The organism is Pseudomonas sp. B8(2017) (assembly GCF_002113575.1).
Taxonomy (GTDB): domain Bacteria; phylum Pseudomonadota; class Gammaproteobacteria; order Pseudomonadales; family Pseudomonadaceae; genus Aquipseudomonas; species Aquipseudomonas putida_Z.
Window position 1 is genome coordinate 1 of the sequence record NZ_NEIO01000038.1, and the last position, 17,373, is coordinate 17,373.

Consider the following 17,373-nt stretch of genomic DNA (forward strand, 5'->3'; position numbering starts at 1 on the left):
GCCGCGTTGCGGCCCTTTCGCGACACAAGGCCGCTCCCACAGGTACAGCGACAACCTCGAGAGCAACGCTGTACCTGTGGGAGCTGGCTTGCCGGCGATGAGGCCGGTGCAGGTTTTCAACACCCTCTAGGGCTGGCGCTCGGCCACCGCCCGCAAGGTCCGCAACGTCACCACTGGCGCATCCACCACAAACCGGTTGGCCAGCCACCCCGGCACATCCCCGGCAGGGTCGGCCTGCAGTTGGTAGGTCACCTCGGTCCTGCGCTCACCCAGCGGTTTCATCCGCCACTCGCCGTTGAGCTGCTGCACACGGATCAGCCCATCTACCTTGGGGATCCTGTCTGGCTCGGCGCTCAGGTGGCGCAACAGCGTGCCGTCGTCCAGGCGTTCGGTGGTGACCTTCAGCACGATGTCCCGCGGCATTGTCGGCCACGGCAGGTTGGTAGTCAGGTACACCCAGGTGTTTTCGCCCTGCACATCCAGCAGGCGCATCTCGGCGCAGGCGTACAGCCACTTGCAGGCGACCCGCAGGTTCTCCTGCAGGTCGGTGAGCGTGCGAACGCTGGCTTTCATGGTGCTGACACCCCGGAATTGCTGGTAGGGCGAGTCGGGGGCGGCGCTCAGGTAAACGCGGATGCCTTCGCGGTCGTAGGCCAGGTTCCAGTCATCGGCGGCTGGGGCGGGGGTGCAGAGCAGCAGGGCGGCGAGCAGCAGGCAGCGGTTCATGGCTGGTACCGCGCGGGGGCAGGATTTTCAGTATGCGGCTAATGGGGCTGCTTTGCAGCCCTTTCGCGACACAAGGCCGCTGCCACAGGGTTCGGCGTACACCGTACTTTTGTGGGAGCGGCCTTGTGTCGCGAAAGGGGCGCAAAGCGCCCCCAATGCATCAACGCTTAGGGTTGAGCGTCAGGTGCACGTGACGGTTCACGTCCTTGTACAGCAGGTAGCTGAACTTGCCTGGGCCGCCGGCGTAGCAGGCTTGCGGGCAGAAGGCGCGCAGCCACATGAAGTCGCCGGCTTCCACTTCGACCCAGTCCTGGTTCAGGCGGTACACTGCCTTGCCTTCCAGCACGTACAGGCCGTGTTCCATCACGTGGGTCTCGGCGAACGGGATCACGCCGCCCGGCTGGAAGGTGACGATGTTCACGTGCATGTCGTGGCGCATGTCGGCCATGTCGACGAAGCGGGTGGTGACCCAGCGGCCTTCGGTGCCCGGCATCTCGATGACGGTGGCGTTGTCACGGTGGGTGACGAACGACTCGGGAACGTCCAGGCCTTCGACCTTCTGGTAGTGCTTGCGCAGCCAGTGGAAGGTGACGTTGGACTTGCTGTTGTTACGCAGGCTCCACTCGGCGCCCGGGGCCAGGAAGGCGTAGCCGCCCGGTACCAGGGTGTGGTGCTTGCCTTCGACGGTGATGTCCAGTTCGCCTTCGACGATGAACACCACGGCTTCGGCGTTCGGGTCCAGCTCAGGGCGTTCGCTGCCGCCTTCCGGGGCCACTTCGACGATGTACTGGGAGAAGGTTTCGGCAAAACCGGTCAGCGGGCGGGCGATGACCCACATGCGCATCTTGTCCCAGAACGGCAGGTGGCTGGTGACGATGTCACGCATCACGCCCTTGGGGATGACGGCATAGGCTTCGGTGAACATGGCACGGTCAGTCAGCAGCTCGGTCTGAGCCGGGTGCCCACCGTGGGGGGCGAAGTACGAATGGTTCGACATGGACGATCTCGACTTGTTGTTCTCTCCCCATGCCGTGAACCGCACCGGCCGGTGCGGCGCAGGGGATGTGGCGACAGAATAGGGTCGAGTGTGCGCCATCCACAAATTAAATGTTGGAATACCCGGTATTTGCCGGCTGAATGCGAACCTGCCGGCCAGCGTGCCCTTCCGGCAAGCGGTCGCCCTGGCCGAACAGCTTGTGGCGCAAGGTGCCTTCGGCATGACTCAGCGGGTAGCGGCCACGGCGTTGCAACTCCGGCACCAGCAGCTCGACCACATTTGCCAGGTCGTCCGGTTGCACTGCGTAGGTCAGGTTGAAGCCATCGATGCCGGTCTGGTCCAGCCAGCTTTCCAGCTGGTCGGCCACCTCGCTGGCAGCACCCACCAGCACCGGGCGACGGCCGCCCAGGCCAACGAACTCGGCAGCCTCGCGCACGGTCCAGCGGCGGTTCGGGTCGGCGGCGGTGAAGGCGGCCAGGGCCGCGCGGCCGGCATCGTTCTCGACGTATTCGATGGGCGCATCGGGGTCGAGGCCGGCAAAGTCGATGCCGGTCCAGCCCGACAGCAGCGCCAGGGCGGCGTCCAGGTCGACATAACGGCGGTATTCGGCGAAGCGCGCCTCGGCCTCCTCCCGGGTAGGGGCGACGATCAACAGCGCCTGGGCGTAGATCAGCACCTCGTCCCGGCCACGCCCGGCCACCTCGCTGGCCTGGCGGATGCCGTCGGCGTAGCGGCGCAGTACCGTGGGCGTCGGCCCGCTGATGAACACGCATTCGGCGTGCCGCGCCGCGAACTGCTGGCCGCGTGCCGAAGCACCGGCCTGGAACAGCACCGGCGTGCGTTGCGGCGAAGGTTGGCACAGGTGCATGCCCGGCACCTGGAAGTGCTCACCCACATGGTTGATGGGGTGCACCCGGGTGGGTTCGATATAGCGCCCGCTGTCACGCTCCAGCAGCACCGCATCGTCGTCCCAGCTTTTCTCCCAGAGCTTGTACAGCACCTGCAGGTATTCCTCGGCCAGGTCATAGCGCTGGTCGTGGCCCAGCTGGCGCGCCAGGCCCAGGTTGCGTGCGGCGCTGTCGAGGTAGCCGGTGACGATGTTCCAGCCGACCCGGCCATTGCTCAGGTGGTCGAGCGTCGACATGCGCCGGGCGAACGGGTAGGGGTGTTCGTAGGTGAGCGAGAAGGTGACGCCGAAGCCCAGGTGCTCGGTAACCCCGGCCATGGCCGGCACCAGCAGCAGCGGGTCGTTGACCGGCACCTGCACGCCACCGCGCAGGGCGGCTTCGGGGCCGCCCTGGTAGACGTCGTAGATGCCCAGCACATCGGCGATGAACAGGGCATCGAACAGGCCGCGTTCGAGCAGGCGGGCCAGGTCGGTCCAGTAGCCCAGGCGGTTGAAGGCCACGCTGGTGTTGCGCGGGTGGCGCCACAGGCCGGGGGACTGGTGGCTGGCGGCATTCATGCTGAAGGCGTTGAAGCGAATCGGGCGGGGCATGGTGGGCGGGCTCCGCTCAAGGCAATACGGAAGCCGGGTAGACCGCGTCGGCCACCTGAAGCTTGCGTGGAATCAGGCCCAGGCCCTGGAAGGTATCGGCCAGCTTCTGTTGCTCGGCAACGATCTGCGGGGTAATGGCCACGGCGTTGTAGTTGCGCCGCTCGCTCGCCACTTGCAGCACGTTGGCGTTGATCCCCAGTTGCGGGGCCAGCAGCGCGGCAACTTCCGCAGGCTTGGCATTGGCCCACTGGCTGACCTTGCCCAGTTCGGCGAAGAAGGTCTTCAGCAAAGCGCGATGCTGGTCGGCGAAGCTGGCGGTGGACAGGTAGAAGGTGCGGTTGTTGGACAGGCCGCTGCCGTCGCGCAGGTTCTTCAGGCCCGGCTGGCTTTCTGCCGCGGCGAGGAACGGGTCCCACAGGGTCACGGCCTGGACGCTGCCCGATTGCAGGGCAGCCACGGCATCGGCGGCGTTGTTGACGTAGGCCGGGGTGATGTCCTGGTAGCTGAGGCCGGCCTGTTCCAAGGCAACGGCCAGCAGGTACTGGGCGTTCCAGCCGCGGCCGGTGGCCACGCGCTTGCCCTTGAGGTCTTGCACGCTGGCCAGGTGGTCCTGCTCGCGCACCACCAGGCCGATACCGCGTGGGTAGGGTTGCTCGGCGGCCAGGTACACTACCGGCTTGCCTGCGGCCTGGGCGAACACCGAGGGTGCGTCGGCGGCATGGCCGAGGTCGATGGCGCCGGTGCTCAAGGCTTCGAGCAACTGCGGGCCGGCGGCGAACTCGTGCCAGCTGACTTTCACGCCTTGCGGTGCCAGGGCCTTCTCCAGGGCGCCGCTGCCTTTGAGGATGTTGATGCTGTTGAACTTCTGGTAACCGATGCGCAGGGTCCTGGCCTCGTCGGCCAGGGCTTGGGACCAGGGCAACAGGGTACTGGCGACACTGGCCAGCAAGCCGCCGATCAACAGGCGGCGCAAGGGGGAGAAGGCACGGGCGGGCATGGGCATTGCTCCTTGATCTGGAAGGGAAACGATGTGCCCAGACTAAGGAGGTGGCGTTTGGCTTTCAATTTTTATATTCCTATTTGTTAGATTGTTTTGTTATTTTTATATCCTTTTGTTTTGTAATGGTTGGTCCATTTCGACATTTTTTTCACATTCGCTTGCTAGGCTCCCCGGCATTCCCGAGGAGCCCTACATGTCGCACATCCTGCGCAAGCGCAGCACCCGCATCGCCTTGGCCGCCACCGCCGGCCTGCTCACGGCCACCCTGGGCTTCTTTGCCTGGCAGAGTTTCTACCCGGTCCAGGCCGCCTCCGGCTGGGGCGTCGAGGTGCTGCACCGCGACGTGACCAAGGCCGCGTCGCTGTTGCCGCAAGCCGATGGCAGCCTGCTGGTCAGCCGCGAACTGGACGATGGCCGTGGCAGCATCCTCAGGATCACCGCCCAAGGTGATCGGGTGGTGGTCATCGACAACCTGTCCAAGCCCGACGGCATGGTGGCGGCGCAGGGAGGCTGGGTGTTCAGCCAGGAAGGCGGGTTTGCCCCGGTGAGCCTGGCCCGCGATGGCCAGATCACGCGGCTGTTCGATGGCGAGAGCGTGCAGGGCCTGTGGAACGACGGCGAGCACCTGTACGCCATCGAGGACCGCAAGGGCAATGGCCGTTTGATGCGCTATGACTGGCGCAGCGGCCAGCTCGATGTGCTGCGCTCCGGCCTGACCGAAACCGAAGGCCTGACCCGCTGCAGCGACGGGCGTCTGCTGTATACCGAAAAGGCCAACGGCAAGGTCCGCGCCCTGTCCGACGATGGCCGGGACCCGGTGGTGGTCGATGGCCTGCGCAACCCGACGTTCCTGTTCTGCGACCAGCGCGGCCTGTGGATCAGCGAAGACAACACCCACCGGGCCCGGCTGCTGCGCATCGGCGCCGACGGCACGCGGCAGACCGTGCTGTCGTTCCTCAAGGCGCCGCAGTCGATCGTTGCCGATGGCAAGGGCGGCTACCTGCTGGCCGAAGGCGGGCGCAACCGCGTCCTGCACCTGACCCCGCCGCTGGAGCGCAATACCGCCCAGCGCGACTGACCCCGCGCCTGGCTGGGCAGCAGCCGTGGGTGATGGCTACCCGACCAACAGCGCGCTTCCCTGCATGGCCGCGCTCGCGGATAATCCCTCCATTCCAATAAACAGCCTGTGAGTGGGTATGAGTGATTCCGTAGTCAGCCTCGGCCAGCCTGAAACCGAAGGGGGGCGCAAGACGCGCAAGAACAACCCCGAGAAAACGCGCGAGGACATCCTCCAGGCCGCCATCAACGAGTTCGTCCAGCAAGGGCTGGCCGGTGCCCGCGTCGACGCCATCGCCGAGCGCACCGCCACCTCCAAGCGCATGATCTACTACTACTTCGGCAGCAAGGAGCAGCTGTACTGCGAGTGCCTGATCAAGCTGTACGGCGACATCCGCAAGACCGAGCAAAGCCTGGACCTGGAGTCGCTGCCGGCCGAGCAGGCTATCCGCCGGCTGGTGGAGTTCACCTTCGATCACCACGACCGCAACGTCGATTTCGTGCGGATCATCTGCACCGAAAACATCCACTACGGCGAGTACGTCAAGCAGTCGCCGGCGATTCGCGAAATGAGCAGCCTGGTGCTCGAGGCCCTGGGCAGTACCTTGCGACGTGGGGTGCAGGAAGGTGTGTTCCGCGCCGGCATCGAGGTCATCGACCTGCACATGCTGATGAGCTCGTTCTGCTTCTACCGGGTTTCGAACCGCCATACCTTTGGCGAGATCTTCCAGATCGACCTGTCCGATGAGCAGGTCAAGCTGCGTCACAAGGCCATGATCTGTGATGCGGTGTTGCGGTACATCCAGATCGAGCGCCGCCCCTGAAAGTTCTCTAGTGCCTGGGCCGGCCTCTTCGCGGGTAAACCCGCTCCCACAAGGATCGCCGCTGTCCCAAAGATTTGCACAGTACCTGTGGGAGCGGGTTTACCCGCGAAAGGGCCGGCCCAGGCGACACATGAATGACGCCTTGGCGCTCACTCGCCCAACCGCTGCTCACGCGACGGCGGGTAGCCAAAGTAAGCCGCGTAGCATTTGCTGAAGTGCGACACCGAAACAAACCCGCAAGCCACTGCCACTTCCATCACCGACAGGTCGGAATATTGCAACAGGCGGCGGCTCTTGGTGATGCGCAGCTCCATGTAGTAACGCCGCGGCGAAGTGCCCAGCTGGGCCTGGAACAGGCGGTCGATCTGCCGGCGCGAGCGCCCGCTGTAGGCGGCCAGCTGGTCGAGGCTGAGGGTTTCCTCGAGGTTGTTCTCCATCAGTTCGACGATGGTGCGCAGGTGCAGGCTCATGGATTTCTTCGCGCCTGGGCCGACCTGGCGGTAGCGGGCACCGGAGAACGACAGGATTTCCTCGACGCCTTCGGCCAGGCCGTCGCCATACAGCCGGCGCACCAGGCCGAGCATCAGCTCCATGGCGCCATTGGGGCTGGCAGCGCTGAGGCGGTCGCGGTCGAGGGTGAAGCTGGCCGGGGTGATCCGCGTCTGCGGGCTGCGCTCGGACAGGCTGGCGCGCTGTTCGGGGTGGATACTGCAGCCATAGTCGTCCAGCACCCCGGCGCGGCCAAGGAACCACGCGCCGTTCCACAACCCGCCCAGGGCCATGCCGTGGGCCGCGCAATCACCCAGCAGGCGGTCGAGCTCGGGGTACTTCAATGGCGTGCGCAGGCCGCCGCAGATCACCAGCAGGTCCAGCTCCTTCAGCGCCTCGGCGGACAACTCGGTGGCCACCAGCTCCAGCCCCAGGTCGCTGAGCACGCGGTCGCCTTCCAGCGACAGCGGGGTGAACTGGAAGCTGTCGGCGCGCAGCAGGTTGGCCGTGACCAGCACGTCCATGGCCACGGTGAAGCTGGCCATCGAGAAGTGTTCGAGCAATACGAAATCGACCCGATAGGGGGCCTGGGCATTGGCGCTGGTGGACTTCAGCCGCAGCATGTTGCTGGTACTGGTCTTCTTGCTGAACTGGCGTGGCGTGGGCACTCTGGACTCCGCTTCCTGGCTGGCCTCGAGAGTGTGGCGGGTGGCCGGGGGAAAGACAATCTCCCGGGTGGCCGTGTCGTGTTCCAGGTCGTGTTCAGGCAACCTGTCTGGCTTGGCCGGTTGCCGCTATGCTGATGCTCCCGTGACTGAGGATACCCTTGATGAAGTACGCCGCTGCTCTGTTGCTTTGCCTGATGCCATTGCTGGCCAATGCCCTGGAACCGGGCGACAAGCTCGCCCCGTGGACACTGCTCGACCAGCACGACCAGGCTTACAGCCTCGGCGCCGGTACGCACATCCTGCTGGTGGCGCGCGACATGGACGGTGCCAAGCTGGTGAAGGCGGCGCTGGCCGAACAGCCCAAGGGTTACCTGGAGGCGCGCGATGCGGTGTTCGTCGCCGACATCCAGCGCATGCCGGCGCTGATCAGCAAGCTGTTCGCCATCCCCGCCATGCGCGATTACAACTACCGAGTGCTGCTCGACCGTGACGGGCGGGTGGCCAGCCGTTATCCCGTGCAGGATGGCCAGGTGCAGTGGTTGCAACTGGAGCAAGGCAAGCTGGTGAGCCAGCGGGCATTTGCCGATGCGCCGGCGTTGAAGGCGGCGCTGGAGACTGCACCACGGCATTGAGAGCTGTCACTGCACCCTGTAGGAGCGGCCTTGTGTCGCGATGGGCTGCAAAGCAGCCCCCTGCGGTCTTTCGTAGGGCAAAAATCCTGGGGCTGCTGCGCAGCCCATCGCGACACAAGGCCGCTCCTACAACGGGCCGCGGTGCCATGCCGCCAGCCAAATCAATCTGAACCCTCGGCAGCCTCTGCAACCCAACCCATTACATGCCAAATGGGAGAGCGCTATGGAAATCGGAACGATCTGGATCATCGTCGCGGCCTTTGTGATCCTGCTGGAAATCTGGGCCATCTGGCACATCATCGGCAGTGACCGGCGCGCCGAACGCAAGATGCTGTGGATCGTGTTCGTGGTCTACGCGCCATTCCCCGGTTTGCTGTTCTGGGCCTGGCGCGGGCCTCGGGCGGTGAAGGGCAGGGCGGTACTGCAGGAAAAATGACGGTGCGCGGCATCAGGCGCGGGGGCGCCTGATGCCGTCGCTGTTCATTTGGGCAGGATGTCGAAGCGAATGGCTGCGCCCAGCCCGTCCACCATCAGGCAACCGTAGAACTTCACGGTCGACAGCACACGCAGTTGCTTGAGCGCTTCATGGATGTAGTCGTGAAGCAGCTTTTCGGCTTCGCGCTTGCGCTCTGCAAGTGTGGCGCCTTTGAGTGTGACCATCCCGAGCAGGGTGGTCTCAATGTGCTCGACGGTGTTCAGGCCAATTTTCTCGCGCAGGTGCAGACGGGCCTGCGCCGCATCGGTTTCATCTCGGGCAGGGTTGTTTGGCTTGATGGTGTAGGCCAGTTGGAAATTGTATTTGCTCATCGCTTTATCCTTGTTACGTACAGGCCTCCATGCCGGGCCTCGCAATCTAGCGCCTGACGGCCACTTCGCATATGAACGCGTGGTTCACGGAAGCTCGTGCGCTGTGCGAAACGTCCTACACTCGACGCCTGTTTCGCGGGCAAGCCCGCCCCTGAAAACCGCGCTTGACCTCGAGTTAACTCAAGGTTCGATACTCCGTCCCTCTTCCAACTGATCGAGGGTTTACCGTGAGCCATTCAACCGCGTTCCAGCTGAGCAATCCCGAAGGCCTGTACGACCCCAGCGGCAACGCCTATTCCCATGTCGCCGAGGTGCATGCCGACAGCCGCCTGCTGTTCATCGCCGGCCAGGGCGGGGAGGGCCGCAACGGGCAGCTGTCGCCGCTGTTCGCCGAGCAGGCGCGCCAGGCACTGGCCAACCTGGAGGTTGCCCTGGCGTCGAAAGGCGCCAGCCTGGCCCAGGTGTTCAAGCTGACCCTGCTGATCGTCGAGCATTCCGAAACGCGCCTGCGTGAGTGGGTAGCCGAGGCTGACAGGGCCTGGGGCCCTTGCATGAAGCCGACCTGCACGCTGATACCGGTACCCCGGCTGGCGCTGGACGGCATGCTGGTGGAGATCGAGGCGGTGGCAGCGGTATAGGTCCGGGCGATTCGGTGGTGGCGTCAGATAAATACTATGTTGTATATCGGTGCTGGCCCTACCAGCATGGCCGCCATGACAACAATTGATCTCAGAGGTGACCACACCATGAGCACCGGCACCACCACGCTCACCGACCGCAAGGCCCGGGCCTGGCTCTGGCCTGCACTTTTCAGCCTGGTGGCCTTCGCTGCCAACTCGGTGTTCTGCCGGCTGGCGCTGAAGGACGGGGCCATCGACCCGGCATCCTTCACCGTGGTGCGCCTGGCCAGTGGTGCACTGTTTCTGCTGCTGTTGATCCGCCTGCGCAAACCCGCGCTTGCCATGGGGGGCAGCTGGCGCGGCGGCCTGGCACTGTTCCTGTACGCGTTCCTGTTTTCTGCGGCGTACCTGCAGCTGGGCGCAGGCGCGGGTGCGTTGCTGCTGTTCGGCGCGGTGCAGATCACCATGTTCGGCTTTGCCTGGTACAAAGGCGAACCTATCACCGCGCGGATGCTGCTGGGCATGCTGATCGCCTTCGCCGGCCTGCTGGTGCTGCTGTTGCCCGGTACCGCGGCGCCACCCTTTGCCAGTGCCTTGCTGATGGCCCTGTCCGGCGTGGCCTGGGGCGTGTACACGCTGTTGGGCAAAGGCTCACCCAGGCCGCTGGCCGACACTGCCGGCAATTTCGCCCGGAGCCTGCCGTGCCTGGTGCTGCTGGCGCCGATGCTGTTGCTGGGCGCTGGCTTGCACCTGAGCCCGCTCGGCTTGCTGTATGCGCTGGGCTCCGGTGTGCTGGCCTCAGGTGCGGGCTATGCCGTGTGGTACGGCGTGGTCAGGCAAGTCAGCGCGCAACAGGCGGCGACCATGCAACTCAGCGTCCCGGTGATTGCGGCGTTGGGCGGGGTTGGCCTGATCGGCGAGCCATTGTCGTTGCGCTTGCTGGTGGCGTGCGTGGTGGTGCTGGGCGGTATCGCCCTGGCGCTGGCGCCACGGCGTTAAAAGAAACTGCGTTGCGCCTTGAGCGTGACCATGCTGTTGCAATAGGTGTTGATGCCCGAGTACGCATCACACCCGCCTCCACTGAGGTTGGAGTTGCTGTAGATCAGGTTCAGGTCGATGCCGAGCCAGGGCCGGGACAGCTCCAGCGACCAATCGGAAAAGGCATTCACTTGGCTGCCATCACCAATGGTGAATGGCGTACCCAGACGGTGATGGGCGAGCTTGACGCTCAGGTCGACGTCAAACAGTGGCAATTGGCCGAAGTCTGCGAATAGCGTGCCGGTGCGGTTGTCGGGGTTGTTGCGCAGCGCTCCACCGAAACGGCTGCCCAGCACCGAAACGCCGCCGTACAGGGCATAGCTGTCGGGGCCTGAGATGTTTGGCTGACTATAATGGATCAACCCCACCTCGTAACCCAGGCTACTGTCGAACTGGTGCTTGTAGCCCAGGTAACTGTCCAGCCGCAGGGTGGAGTCGGGCGTCACGCCCATGCTCGGGGCGTACTGGCCAAGGTACCAGCCGCTGGGGTGGCTGAAGTCGAGGCCGCCGTGGAATGCACCGATGGCGCTGGGCGATATCAGCCCCTGGGCCATGCTGCGTGAGGGGGTGGTGCCGAGCGTGAAGTCGAAGCCGCCCAGTTCGCGTTTGATCTGTTGGGCCAGCAGCATGGGGCTGAACAGCAGTGCAGCACTCAGCAACAGAAGGGGCCTGGTCATGGTCTCCGTCCTGGAAGGCTTGCGGTTGAGCGGTAGAGCATACCTGTGCAGGTAACGGGAGGGAACCGCTGACTAGCCCACTCAGCCTTTGGTCGAACGGTCGGCGTCGGCAGCTTCGGTCACCACAGGCAGGTTGCCGGCACGCTGGATTACCCGCCGTTGCTGCTCGTAGTCGTCCAGCGACAGGCCACGGCGTTGCAAGGCTTCCAGTTGCAGCTGACGGGTTTCTTCGGCGGTGTAAGGGCGCAGTTCGGGGTGGCTGGCACAGCCGCTGATGATGGCGATGGCAATAACGGCAAGGGTGGCGGACAGCAGGCGGGCCAAGGTGTTCATCAGGTAGCTCCAGGGGCCGGGGTGGTGGGCGGCGAGTCGATGGAGCTAGGTTATTCGGCCATGTCGTTCGGCAGAAATTGCCATTCTCGATAGTGACTATCGATGGTTCCTGGGAGGGTGCGATGGGGCAAGACGAGCAACCGCGTAAATGGGGCGTGCTGGAACCGATCGACCGGATCACCGAAGTCATCTTCGGCCTGTTGATGGCGATGACCTTCATCGGCTCGCTGAGCGTGGCCACCGCAGGGCGCGAAGACGCGCGGCTGATGCTGATTGCCGCGCTCGGCTGCAACCTGGCCTGGGGCCTGGCCGATGCCGTCATCTACCTGCTGCGTACCTGGACCGAACGCACCCGCAGCCGGACCTTGCTGGCCCGCCTGCAAGCCGGTGATATCAACCAGGGGCGCAGGTTGATTGCCGATACGTTGCCAGAGCGCATCGGCCTGGCACTGGATGAAGACGGGCTGGAGATGCTGCGCGGGCGCATGCTGCGTGATGCTGGCCGCCCGCTGCCGGCACGCCTGGGGCTGGATGATTTCAAGGCGGCCCTGGCCACTTTCCTGCTGGTGGTACTGGCAACCTTCCCGATGGTCATTCCGTTCCTGCTGATCGAGACCACCGGTACGGCCATCCGTGTATCGAACCTGGTCGCCCTGGCCATGCTCTTCCTTGCGGGCTGGCTGCTGGCACGCTATTCCGGTGGCCGTACGCTGTTGACCGGCGTGGTCCTGGCGGTAGTCGGTGCGTCACTGATCCTGGCGATCATCGCCTTGGGCGGCTGAGCACCGCCCGCTCAATATTTCATGTCGCGGGCGCGCTCACGGCCTTGCTGCTTGGTGTGGCGTTTGTCCTGTCGGCAGCCGGCGTTGCTTTGCTGGTCGGCGTGGCGGCAGTCCTGTTTGGTCTGCCGCGCGTCCTGGCGGGTTTCCTGCCGCACATCGCGGGCCTCGCGGCGCCGTTCGGCGCGGTCGGTGGCCGCCCAGGCCGAGGTGCAGAGCACGGCCAGCATGATCACGGCGATGAGGCGGGGCGTGTTCATCAGGGTGGGCTCCTTTTTTGGATACGGTCTTGTGCATGCACCGGCCTCTTCGCGGGCACGCCCGCTCCCACAGGTACTCCACAATGTTCGAACCTGTGGTGACCCTGTGGGAGCGGGCGCGCCCGCGAAAGGGCCGGTACAGTCAATTACAGATCTCAGCCCAGCCCTGATATAGATTCAAAAGCAGCAACCACCCTCACCTTTAGAGCGCGAAAAGTTTGCGCCCGCACATCTGGCCAAAAGCATCGCCATTGCTACCCTTAATCCACGCGGTCTGATCTCATGGAGAGAAGCGATGCGCATCCCACTGTCAGCGGTCCTGTCGGTAATCCTGTATCTGAGCGCCACGCCCGGCCTGGTGCTGGCAGAAGACGTACCTGCCCCCGACCCGGCACCACAAGCCGACACGGTCGCGGCCAAGGACCCGGTGTTCACCCAGGAGCAACTGGACCAGATGCTCGCGCCCATCGCGCTGTACCCCGATGCGCTGCTGGCCCAGGTATTGATGGCCTCCACTTATCCGGGGCAGGTGAGCGAAGCGGTGACCTGGTCCAAGGCCAACCCCAAGGCCACCGGCGACGATGCCGTCAAGAAGGTGGCGAATCAACCCTGGGACCCAAGCGTACAAGCGCTGGTGGCCTTCCCGCAGGTGCTGGCAACCTTGGGGCAGGACCCGGTCTGGGTGCAGCGGCTGGGCGACGCCTTCCTCGCGCAGCCCGACGATGTCATGGGCGGCGTGCAGCGCCTGCGTCACCAGGCCCAGGCCGCCGGCAACCTGCAGAGCAACCAGTACCAGAACGTGACCGTGCAGACCGCCCCGGCACCGGCACCGGCCTCCAGCGGTAGCAGCACCCAGGTGGTTACGGCCAGCAGCCCGCCCACCACCATCATCATCGAGCCGTCCGACCCGCAAGTGGTGTATGTGCCCACTTACAACCCGACCACCACCTACGGCACCTGGGCCTACCCGGCTTCGCCGCCGGCGTACTACCCGCCACCGCCCATGTACTACCCCGGTTCCGCGCTGGTGGCGGGCCTGGCCTTCGGTACCGGCGTGGCGATCGTTGCCTCGCTGTGGGGTGACTGCGACTGGGGCAACAACGACATCGACATCGACGTCAACCGCTACAACAACATCAACGCCAACAACCGCATCACCAACAACCAGAACAAATGGCAGCACAACGCCGCCAACCGCGACGGCGTGCCGTACCGCGACTCCCGCAGCCGCCAGCAGTACGGTCGCCAGCTGGACGGTGCCACCCAGCGTACTGCCTTCCGCGGCGATGACGCCCAGCGCGCCCAGGCGCGGGACAAGGCCAGGGCGTCGATGGACCGGGCCGGCATCGAACGGCCGGCCACCAGCAACCGCCAGGCACGCCAGCAGATGCGCGAGGCGCAAGCGGGCAATTCGGTCGGCAACCGCATGCAACCTCGTAGCGACAACCCGCGGACGACCGACCGCCGACAGGAAACCCGCAACACCCAGGCTCGGCAGCAGAACAACCAGGTGAATCAGCGCAGGCAGGGTGAAGGCCAGGGGCGGCAGCTGGCGCAAAACCGGCCGTCCAATACCGCCGGCCGGGCGCGTAACAATGCCTTCGACGGCGTGCGTTCACCTTCGCGCACCAGCGCGCAGGCCAGCCGTGGCCGCACCAGCCAGTCGTTCGCCCAGCGCCCGAGCGCATCGCGTGCCGCCGGGCAACAGATTTCCCGGCCCAGTGCACCCGCACGCCGCGGGGGAGGTGGCCGTCGATGAACCGCCAATCGATAGCGGCACTGGTAATCGCAGCCGGTATGGCCTGGTCAGCCCTGGCCGCTGCGCAGGAAGTCTTCCCGACACCGGAGAAGGCCGTGGAATCCTTTGTCGCGGCGCTGGGCGAGGAGAAACCTGATGAAGCCCGCCTGGCCCGGTTGCTGGGCGATGACTGGCGTACCTACATACCGCGCGGCGGTGTGCAACGCAGTGACGTGGACACGTTCCTGGAGCAGTATCGCGCGCAGCACAGCATCGACATGTCGGGGGCAAACAAGGCCATCCTCGCGGTGGGCAGTGATCACTGGACGTTGCCCATACCGTTGACCAAAGGCAGCCAGGGTTGGCGTTTCGACCTCAAGGCCGGTAGCTCTGAAATCCGCGCCCGGCGTATTGGCCGCAACGAGCTGGGCGCCATGCAGTCGATGCTGGCCTACCACGATGCGCAGATGGACTATGCCAGCCAGGACCACAACGGCAACGGTGCGCTGGAATACGCGCAGAAGATATTCAGCGAGCCCGGCAAGCATGACGGGCTGTACTGGGATGACGATGGCGATGGCCAGGTCAGCCCGCTGGGCCCGCTGTTCGGCCAGGACATGGTCGGCGACGCCTGGTATGGCTACCACTTCCGCATCCTCGATGCACAGGGCCCATCCGCCCCCGGCGGTGCCTACAGCTACCTGATCGGCAACCAGATGAGCCGTGGCTTCGCCATGGTCGCCTGGCCGGCCAGGTACGATGACACCGGGGTGATGAGCTTCATGATCAGCCATGACGGCGAGGTGTTCGAGAAAGACCTCGGGCCGCAAGGCGACAAGCTGGCCAAGGAGATGAAACGCTTCGACCCGGATGACAGCTGGAAGGTGGTGGATGTGCCGGCGGGGGATTGAGTGAGCCGCACCCGCCGTGGCCGGTTCAAGGGGCGGTTCGCGATTCAAGGTCCATATCAGCTGGCCAGCTCACTTTGGGTGCCAGGCGCAGGGCGAACTCACACCAGAGCACATCGTTGTGATCCTTGGGGGGGCCGGGTGGTGGCAGGGCTGAGGGGCCTTCCTGCATGTAGGTGCAGATGTAGGCCCAGGCATGCTGGTCGGCACCCATCGTACTCAGGTGAAAACGGTCGATGACGTTGTTCGTGCCCGGCGCGACGATGGACAGCATGACACCCCATTTGAAAATGACCCCACCGTTTGGCAGGGCGCCGGTTTGTGACCAGCGCTCGGCACGAACTTGGGACCAGTCGTAGCTGACCGGCACGACCTGGCCTTTGTCGAAGGGGTTCCACCATTGGCGTTTGAAGTTGTAGGCGTAGATTTTCTGGCGCGCCCGGTTGAACCTGATGGGTTCGTCGCGAGGTGGAGAAATATCCATGCGAAGGCCTATAGTAACCAGCCAGGTAACCAGGAGGATTTCAGATATTGAGAGCAGCAGCGATTCAAAATTTCGGGGGTCGAGCGTAAGTGTCATCATGTAAAGGCTAAAGGCGAAAAGTATGCACAAGAGGAAGGCAAAGGCTGAAATCACCCCTCGTGATGATACGCTTTGTCGCGGAATCTCTAAGTAAGTCATGCACTGATGGTTAGGTATTTGATTGCCCATATATTTTTCTATTGAGTTGACTGTGTAAGGGGCGGGGAGGTCTTCCTTCCAGCCCGGGCAGGCAGGATTTAATAAGGGTCGGGCCATTTTGTCAGGGGCTCCAAGCTGTGCATGTAGTTTTCTGTTATTGTTACATGGGCATGCCCAAGTTCGTCCTGCTTGTCTGGCCAGTAACGCAGGCTAAATTCAATGGCGTTGATGTGATGATCTACCAGCAAAGGCAGAGTCCCCTGTATGGTCAACGTACTGTTCTTGTTGTTGAAACGCACCAAAGGCTGTGGGTTGTCAATGTGGCCGAAGACTCCTTTTCCCTTTGGTAGGCTGATCTGCAATTGGTTAGTCGGAGTACTATCACCCGATACGGTAATGATTTCTCTTTGAGCGCCAGTACGATGAATGCTTAAATGCCACTCATGGCGAGATGTACCCTCGGCGTATTTAGGCAAGAGGAAGTAATAATTAAGTGTGTATTCTGCGGCTATTGCGGGCTCGTTGCCGATGATCATCCCTTTTGGTTCGGAAGTCTGCATGTTCGTATGATTGGTGAGTTGAGTCCTTATGGAAATCTCGGCTTGAACGCCAATTGCTGCCGCATTCAAAGCACCAATTGCAGTGTCAAGATGCTTGGCTTCGGTCCAGAGACGGTTGTCTTCAGATAATCCCCATCTGCTTTGACGAGCCCAAAGCTCTGTTGGAGAGGATTCGTTTTGCTTCGCCTCGGAAGCTATTGCATAGGCGGCCAGTCCTAGAATGATAGCTATACCGATTGGGCCAAATAATGTGGCGGGGCCGAAAGCTCCAAGTACACCTGCAATGGCGGAAGCGCCAGCCATTATGCCCGCAGTCCTGTATCCATCTGCTGACGTTAAATCTCCGCGCTTATGAGTACGCAGGCTGGCGAACAGGTACTGTGCCCCATCCATCATTCCAGCTATTCCCGCAATGCCGGCGCCGTATCGAGCAATACCGGTTCCCAAAGACGTTGTCGTCACTGTTCCGGGCCACGGGATCTTCGGGCGTATGACTGCAACAGCCAGTCCTGCCGCCTCCACACTCGCCCCCAACAAACCCAGGGAGGAAGACCAGATCGCCGCAAGCGCCTCCGGGTTGTCCTGATGCGTCTCTTGCAACGCCCGATAGTTCTTGCCCAGGCTATCCTGCTGGAACCATATGCCCCCCAAGGCAAGCAGCAGCTTCACGCTTCCGCTACTCGCTGCAGCATCCCGCAGGCTGCGCATCGCATCGCTTGCCACGCTTTGCGCGGCCGTAGAACTGATCTTCAAACCACTCGTAACCTGCGCACGCAGCGTACCCGCACCAATCGCAACATTGCGTACCAGCGCCCCGACGCCACCGGCTGCACCCTCGCGCAACTGCACCAGCCGCGCCTGCAAACTTTCTGCACTTTCCAACGTCCAGAGCATCACCTCGATCATCTGGCTACGATTACCCGCTGCCGCAATATTGATCGCGCCACTGAGCACCATGGCCCGCACCTTGCGGCCCAGGGGATCACGGAACTGCTTGTCTACCTGCTGCAGAAACGCATCGGTCCGCGCCTCCAGGGCTTCATTGAGCAGGCTCATGTATTCGCCCACTGTCAGCGACACC

The 17,373-nt window shown here is 63.6% G+C and carries 19 protein-coding genes and 1 pseudogene; 9 read left to right on the forward strand and 11 right to left on the reverse strand.

The window, feature by feature from the left end:
- Window positions 1-126: 126 nt before the first annotated feature.
- The 4 genes from CAG22_RS26495 to CAG22_RS26510 all read right to left on the reverse strand — a co-directional run bounded on the left by CAG22_RS26495 (window position 127) and on the right by CAG22_RS26510 (window position 4,218).
- The gene (locus tag CAG22_RS26495; protein WP_025338897.1) at window positions 127-726 is read right to left on the reverse strand and encodes an START domain-containing protein; all 600 of its coding nucleotides are present in this window, start codon (window positions 724-726) and stop codon (window positions 127-129) included.
- Window positions 727-886: 160 nt separating this feature from the next.
- Window positions 887-1,723 carry a bifunctional allantoicase/(S)-ureidoglycine aminohydrolase gene (locus tag CAG22_RS26500; protein WP_013972924.1) on the reverse strand — a complete coding sequence of 279 codons (837 nt, stop codon included), beginning with the start codon at window positions 1,721-1,723 and terminating at the stop codon, window positions 887-889.
- Between the two features lie 106 nt (window positions 1,724-1,829).
- Window positions 1,830-3,221 (reverse strand): LLM class flavin-dependent oxidoreductase, encoded by a 1,392-nt coding sequence (locus tag CAG22_RS26505; protein ID WP_085706494.1) that lies wholly within the window; start codon window positions 3,219-3,221, stop codon window positions 1,830-1,832.
- A 16-nt stretch (window positions 3,222-3,237) separates the two neighbouring features.
- Window positions 3,238-4,218: an aliphatic sulfonate ABC transporter substrate-binding protein gene (locus CAG22_RS26510; protein ID WP_025338898.1), complete on the reverse strand. Its 981-nt coding sequence runs from the start codon at window positions 4,216-4,218 to the stop codon at window positions 3,238-3,240.
- 196 nt (window positions 4,219-4,414) lie between these two features.
- Here CAG22_RS26510 and CAG22_RS26515 point away from each other — a divergent pair, with 196 nt between their 5' ends.
- Both CAG22_RS26515 and CAG22_RS26520 read left to right on the forward strand, forming a co-directional pair.
- On the forward strand, window positions 4,415-5,299 hold the full coding sequence (locus tag CAG22_RS26515) for a hypothetical protein (RefSeq protein WP_085706495.1): 885 nt from the start codon (window positions 4,415-4,417) through the stop codon (window positions 5,297-5,299).
- A gap of 118 nt (window positions 5,300-5,417) precedes the next feature.
- A complete protein-coding gene (locus CAG22_RS26520) occupies window positions 5,418-6,101 on the forward strand; it encodes a TetR/AcrR family transcriptional regulator (protein ID WP_025338900.1) in 684 nt (227 codons plus the stop codon).
- A 149-nt stretch (window positions 6,102-6,250) separates the two neighbouring features.
- Here CAG22_RS26520 and CAG22_RS26525 read toward each other — a convergent pair whose 3' ends face one another.
- Complete coding sequence (locus tag CAG22_RS26525; protein ID WP_025338901.1) at window positions 6,251-7,258, reverse strand: GlxA family transcriptional regulator; 1,008 nt, start codon at window positions 7,256-7,258, stop codon at window positions 6,251-6,253.
- A gap of 161 nt (window positions 7,259-7,419) precedes the next feature.
- On the opposite strand from CAG22_RS26525, the gene CAG22_RS26530 reads away from it, so the two are divergent.
- Both CAG22_RS26530 and CAG22_RS26535 read left to right on the forward strand, forming a co-directional pair.
- On the forward strand, window positions 7,420-7,890 hold the full coding sequence (locus CAG22_RS26530; protein ID WP_085706496.1) for an FAD/FMN-containing dehydrogenase: 471 nt from the start codon (window positions 7,420-7,422) through the stop codon (window positions 7,888-7,890).
- Between the two features lie 223 nt (window positions 7,891-8,113).
- Window positions 8,114-8,326, forward strand: coding sequence for a PLDc N-terminal domain-containing protein (locus tag CAG22_RS26535; RefSeq protein ID WP_013972488.1), 213 nt, complete (start codon window positions 8,114-8,116; stop codon window positions 8,324-8,326).
- Between the two features lie 44 nt (window positions 8,327-8,370).
- Here the strand turns inward: CAG22_RS26535 and CAG22_RS26540 are convergent, their stop codons facing one another.
- Window positions 8,371-8,697, reverse strand: a complete 327-nt coding sequence (locus CAG22_RS26540) for a hypothetical protein (RefSeq protein ID WP_085706497.1) — start codon at window positions 8,695-8,697, stop codon at window positions 8,371-8,373.
- A gap of 227 nt (window positions 8,698-8,924) precedes the next feature.
- Here CAG22_RS26540 and CAG22_RS26545 point away from each other — a divergent pair, with 227 nt between their 5' ends.
- Together CAG22_RS26545 and CAG22_RS26550 are read left to right on the forward strand one after the other, a co-directional pair.
- Window positions 8,925-9,335 (forward strand): RidA family protein, encoded by a 411-nt coding sequence (locus tag CAG22_RS26545; protein ID WP_025338904.1) that lies wholly within the window; start codon window positions 8,925-8,927, stop codon window positions 9,333-9,335.
- Window positions 9,336-9,443: 108 nt separating this feature from the next.
- Window positions 9,444-10,316 (forward strand): DMT family transporter, encoded by an 873-nt coding sequence (locus tag CAG22_RS26550; RefSeq protein WP_085706498.1) that lies wholly within the window; start codon window positions 9,444-9,446, stop codon window positions 10,314-10,316.
- Here the strand turns inward: CAG22_RS26550 and CAG22_RS26555 are convergent.
- Window positions 10,313-11,032 carry a TorF family putative porin gene (locus tag CAG22_RS26555; protein ID WP_025338906.1) on the reverse strand — a complete coding sequence of 240 codons (720 nt, stop codon included), beginning with the start codon at window positions 11,030-11,032 and terminating at the stop codon, window positions 10,313-10,315. The genes CAG22_RS26550 and CAG22_RS26555 overlap by 4 nt on opposite strands.
- Window positions 11,033-11,113: 81 nt before the next feature.
- Window positions 11,114-11,365 (reverse strand): hypothetical protein, encoded by a 252-nt coding sequence (locus CAG22_RS26560; protein ID WP_025338907.1) that lies wholly within the window; start codon window positions 11,363-11,365, stop codon window positions 11,114-11,116.
- Window positions 11,366-11,487: 122 nt separating this feature from the next.
- Here CAG22_RS26560 and CAG22_RS26565 point away from each other — a divergent pair, with 122 nt between their 5' ends.
- Window positions 11,488-12,147 carry a VIT1/CCC1 transporter family protein gene (locus CAG22_RS26565; RefSeq protein ID WP_075045073.1) on the forward strand — a complete coding sequence of 220 codons (660 nt, stop codon included), beginning with the start codon at window positions 11,488-11,490 and terminating at the stop codon, window positions 12,145-12,147.
- Between the two features lie 11 nt (window positions 12,148-12,158).
- Here the strand turns inward: CAG22_RS26565 and CAG22_RS26570 are convergent, their stop codons facing one another.
- Window positions 12,159-12,404: a hypothetical protein gene (locus CAG22_RS26570; protein WP_085693159.1), complete on the reverse strand. Its 246-nt coding sequence runs from the start codon at window positions 12,402-12,404 to the stop codon at window positions 12,159-12,161.
- Between the two features lie 295 nt (window positions 12,405-12,699).
- On the opposite strand from CAG22_RS26570, the gene CAG22_RS26575 reads away from it, so the two are divergent.
- On the forward strand, window positions 12,700-14,163 hold the full coding sequence (locus CAG22_RS26575) for a DUF3300 domain-containing protein (RefSeq protein WP_085706499.1): 1,464 nt from the start codon (window positions 12,700-12,702) through the stop codon (window positions 14,161-14,163).
- Window positions 14,160-15,053: a DUF2950 domain-containing protein gene (locus tag CAG22_RS26580; protein ID WP_085706500.1), complete on the forward strand. Its 894-nt coding sequence runs from the start codon at window positions 14,160-14,162 to the stop codon at window positions 15,051-15,053. Before CAG22_RS26575 ends, CAG22_RS26580 begins: the two co-directional genes overlap by 4 nt.
- A 25-nt stretch (window positions 15,054-15,078) precedes the next feature.
- Here CAG22_RS26580 and CAG22_RS28865 read toward each other — a convergent pair whose 3' ends face one another.
- Together CAG22_RS28865 and CAG22_RS26590 are read right to left on the reverse strand one after the other, a co-directional pair.
- Window positions 15,079-15,849 carry a DUF6708 domain-containing protein gene (locus tag CAG22_RS28865; protein ID WP_256582458.1) on the reverse strand — a complete coding sequence of 257 codons (771 nt, stop codon included), beginning with the start codon at window positions 15,847-15,849 and terminating at the stop codon, window positions 15,079-15,081.
- Window positions 15,831-17,373 (reverse strand): annotated as a pseudogene (locus tag CAG22_RS26590) (hypothetical protein); the annotation flags it as partial. The gene CAG22_RS28865 and the pseudogene CAG22_RS26590, both read right to left, overlap by 19 nt.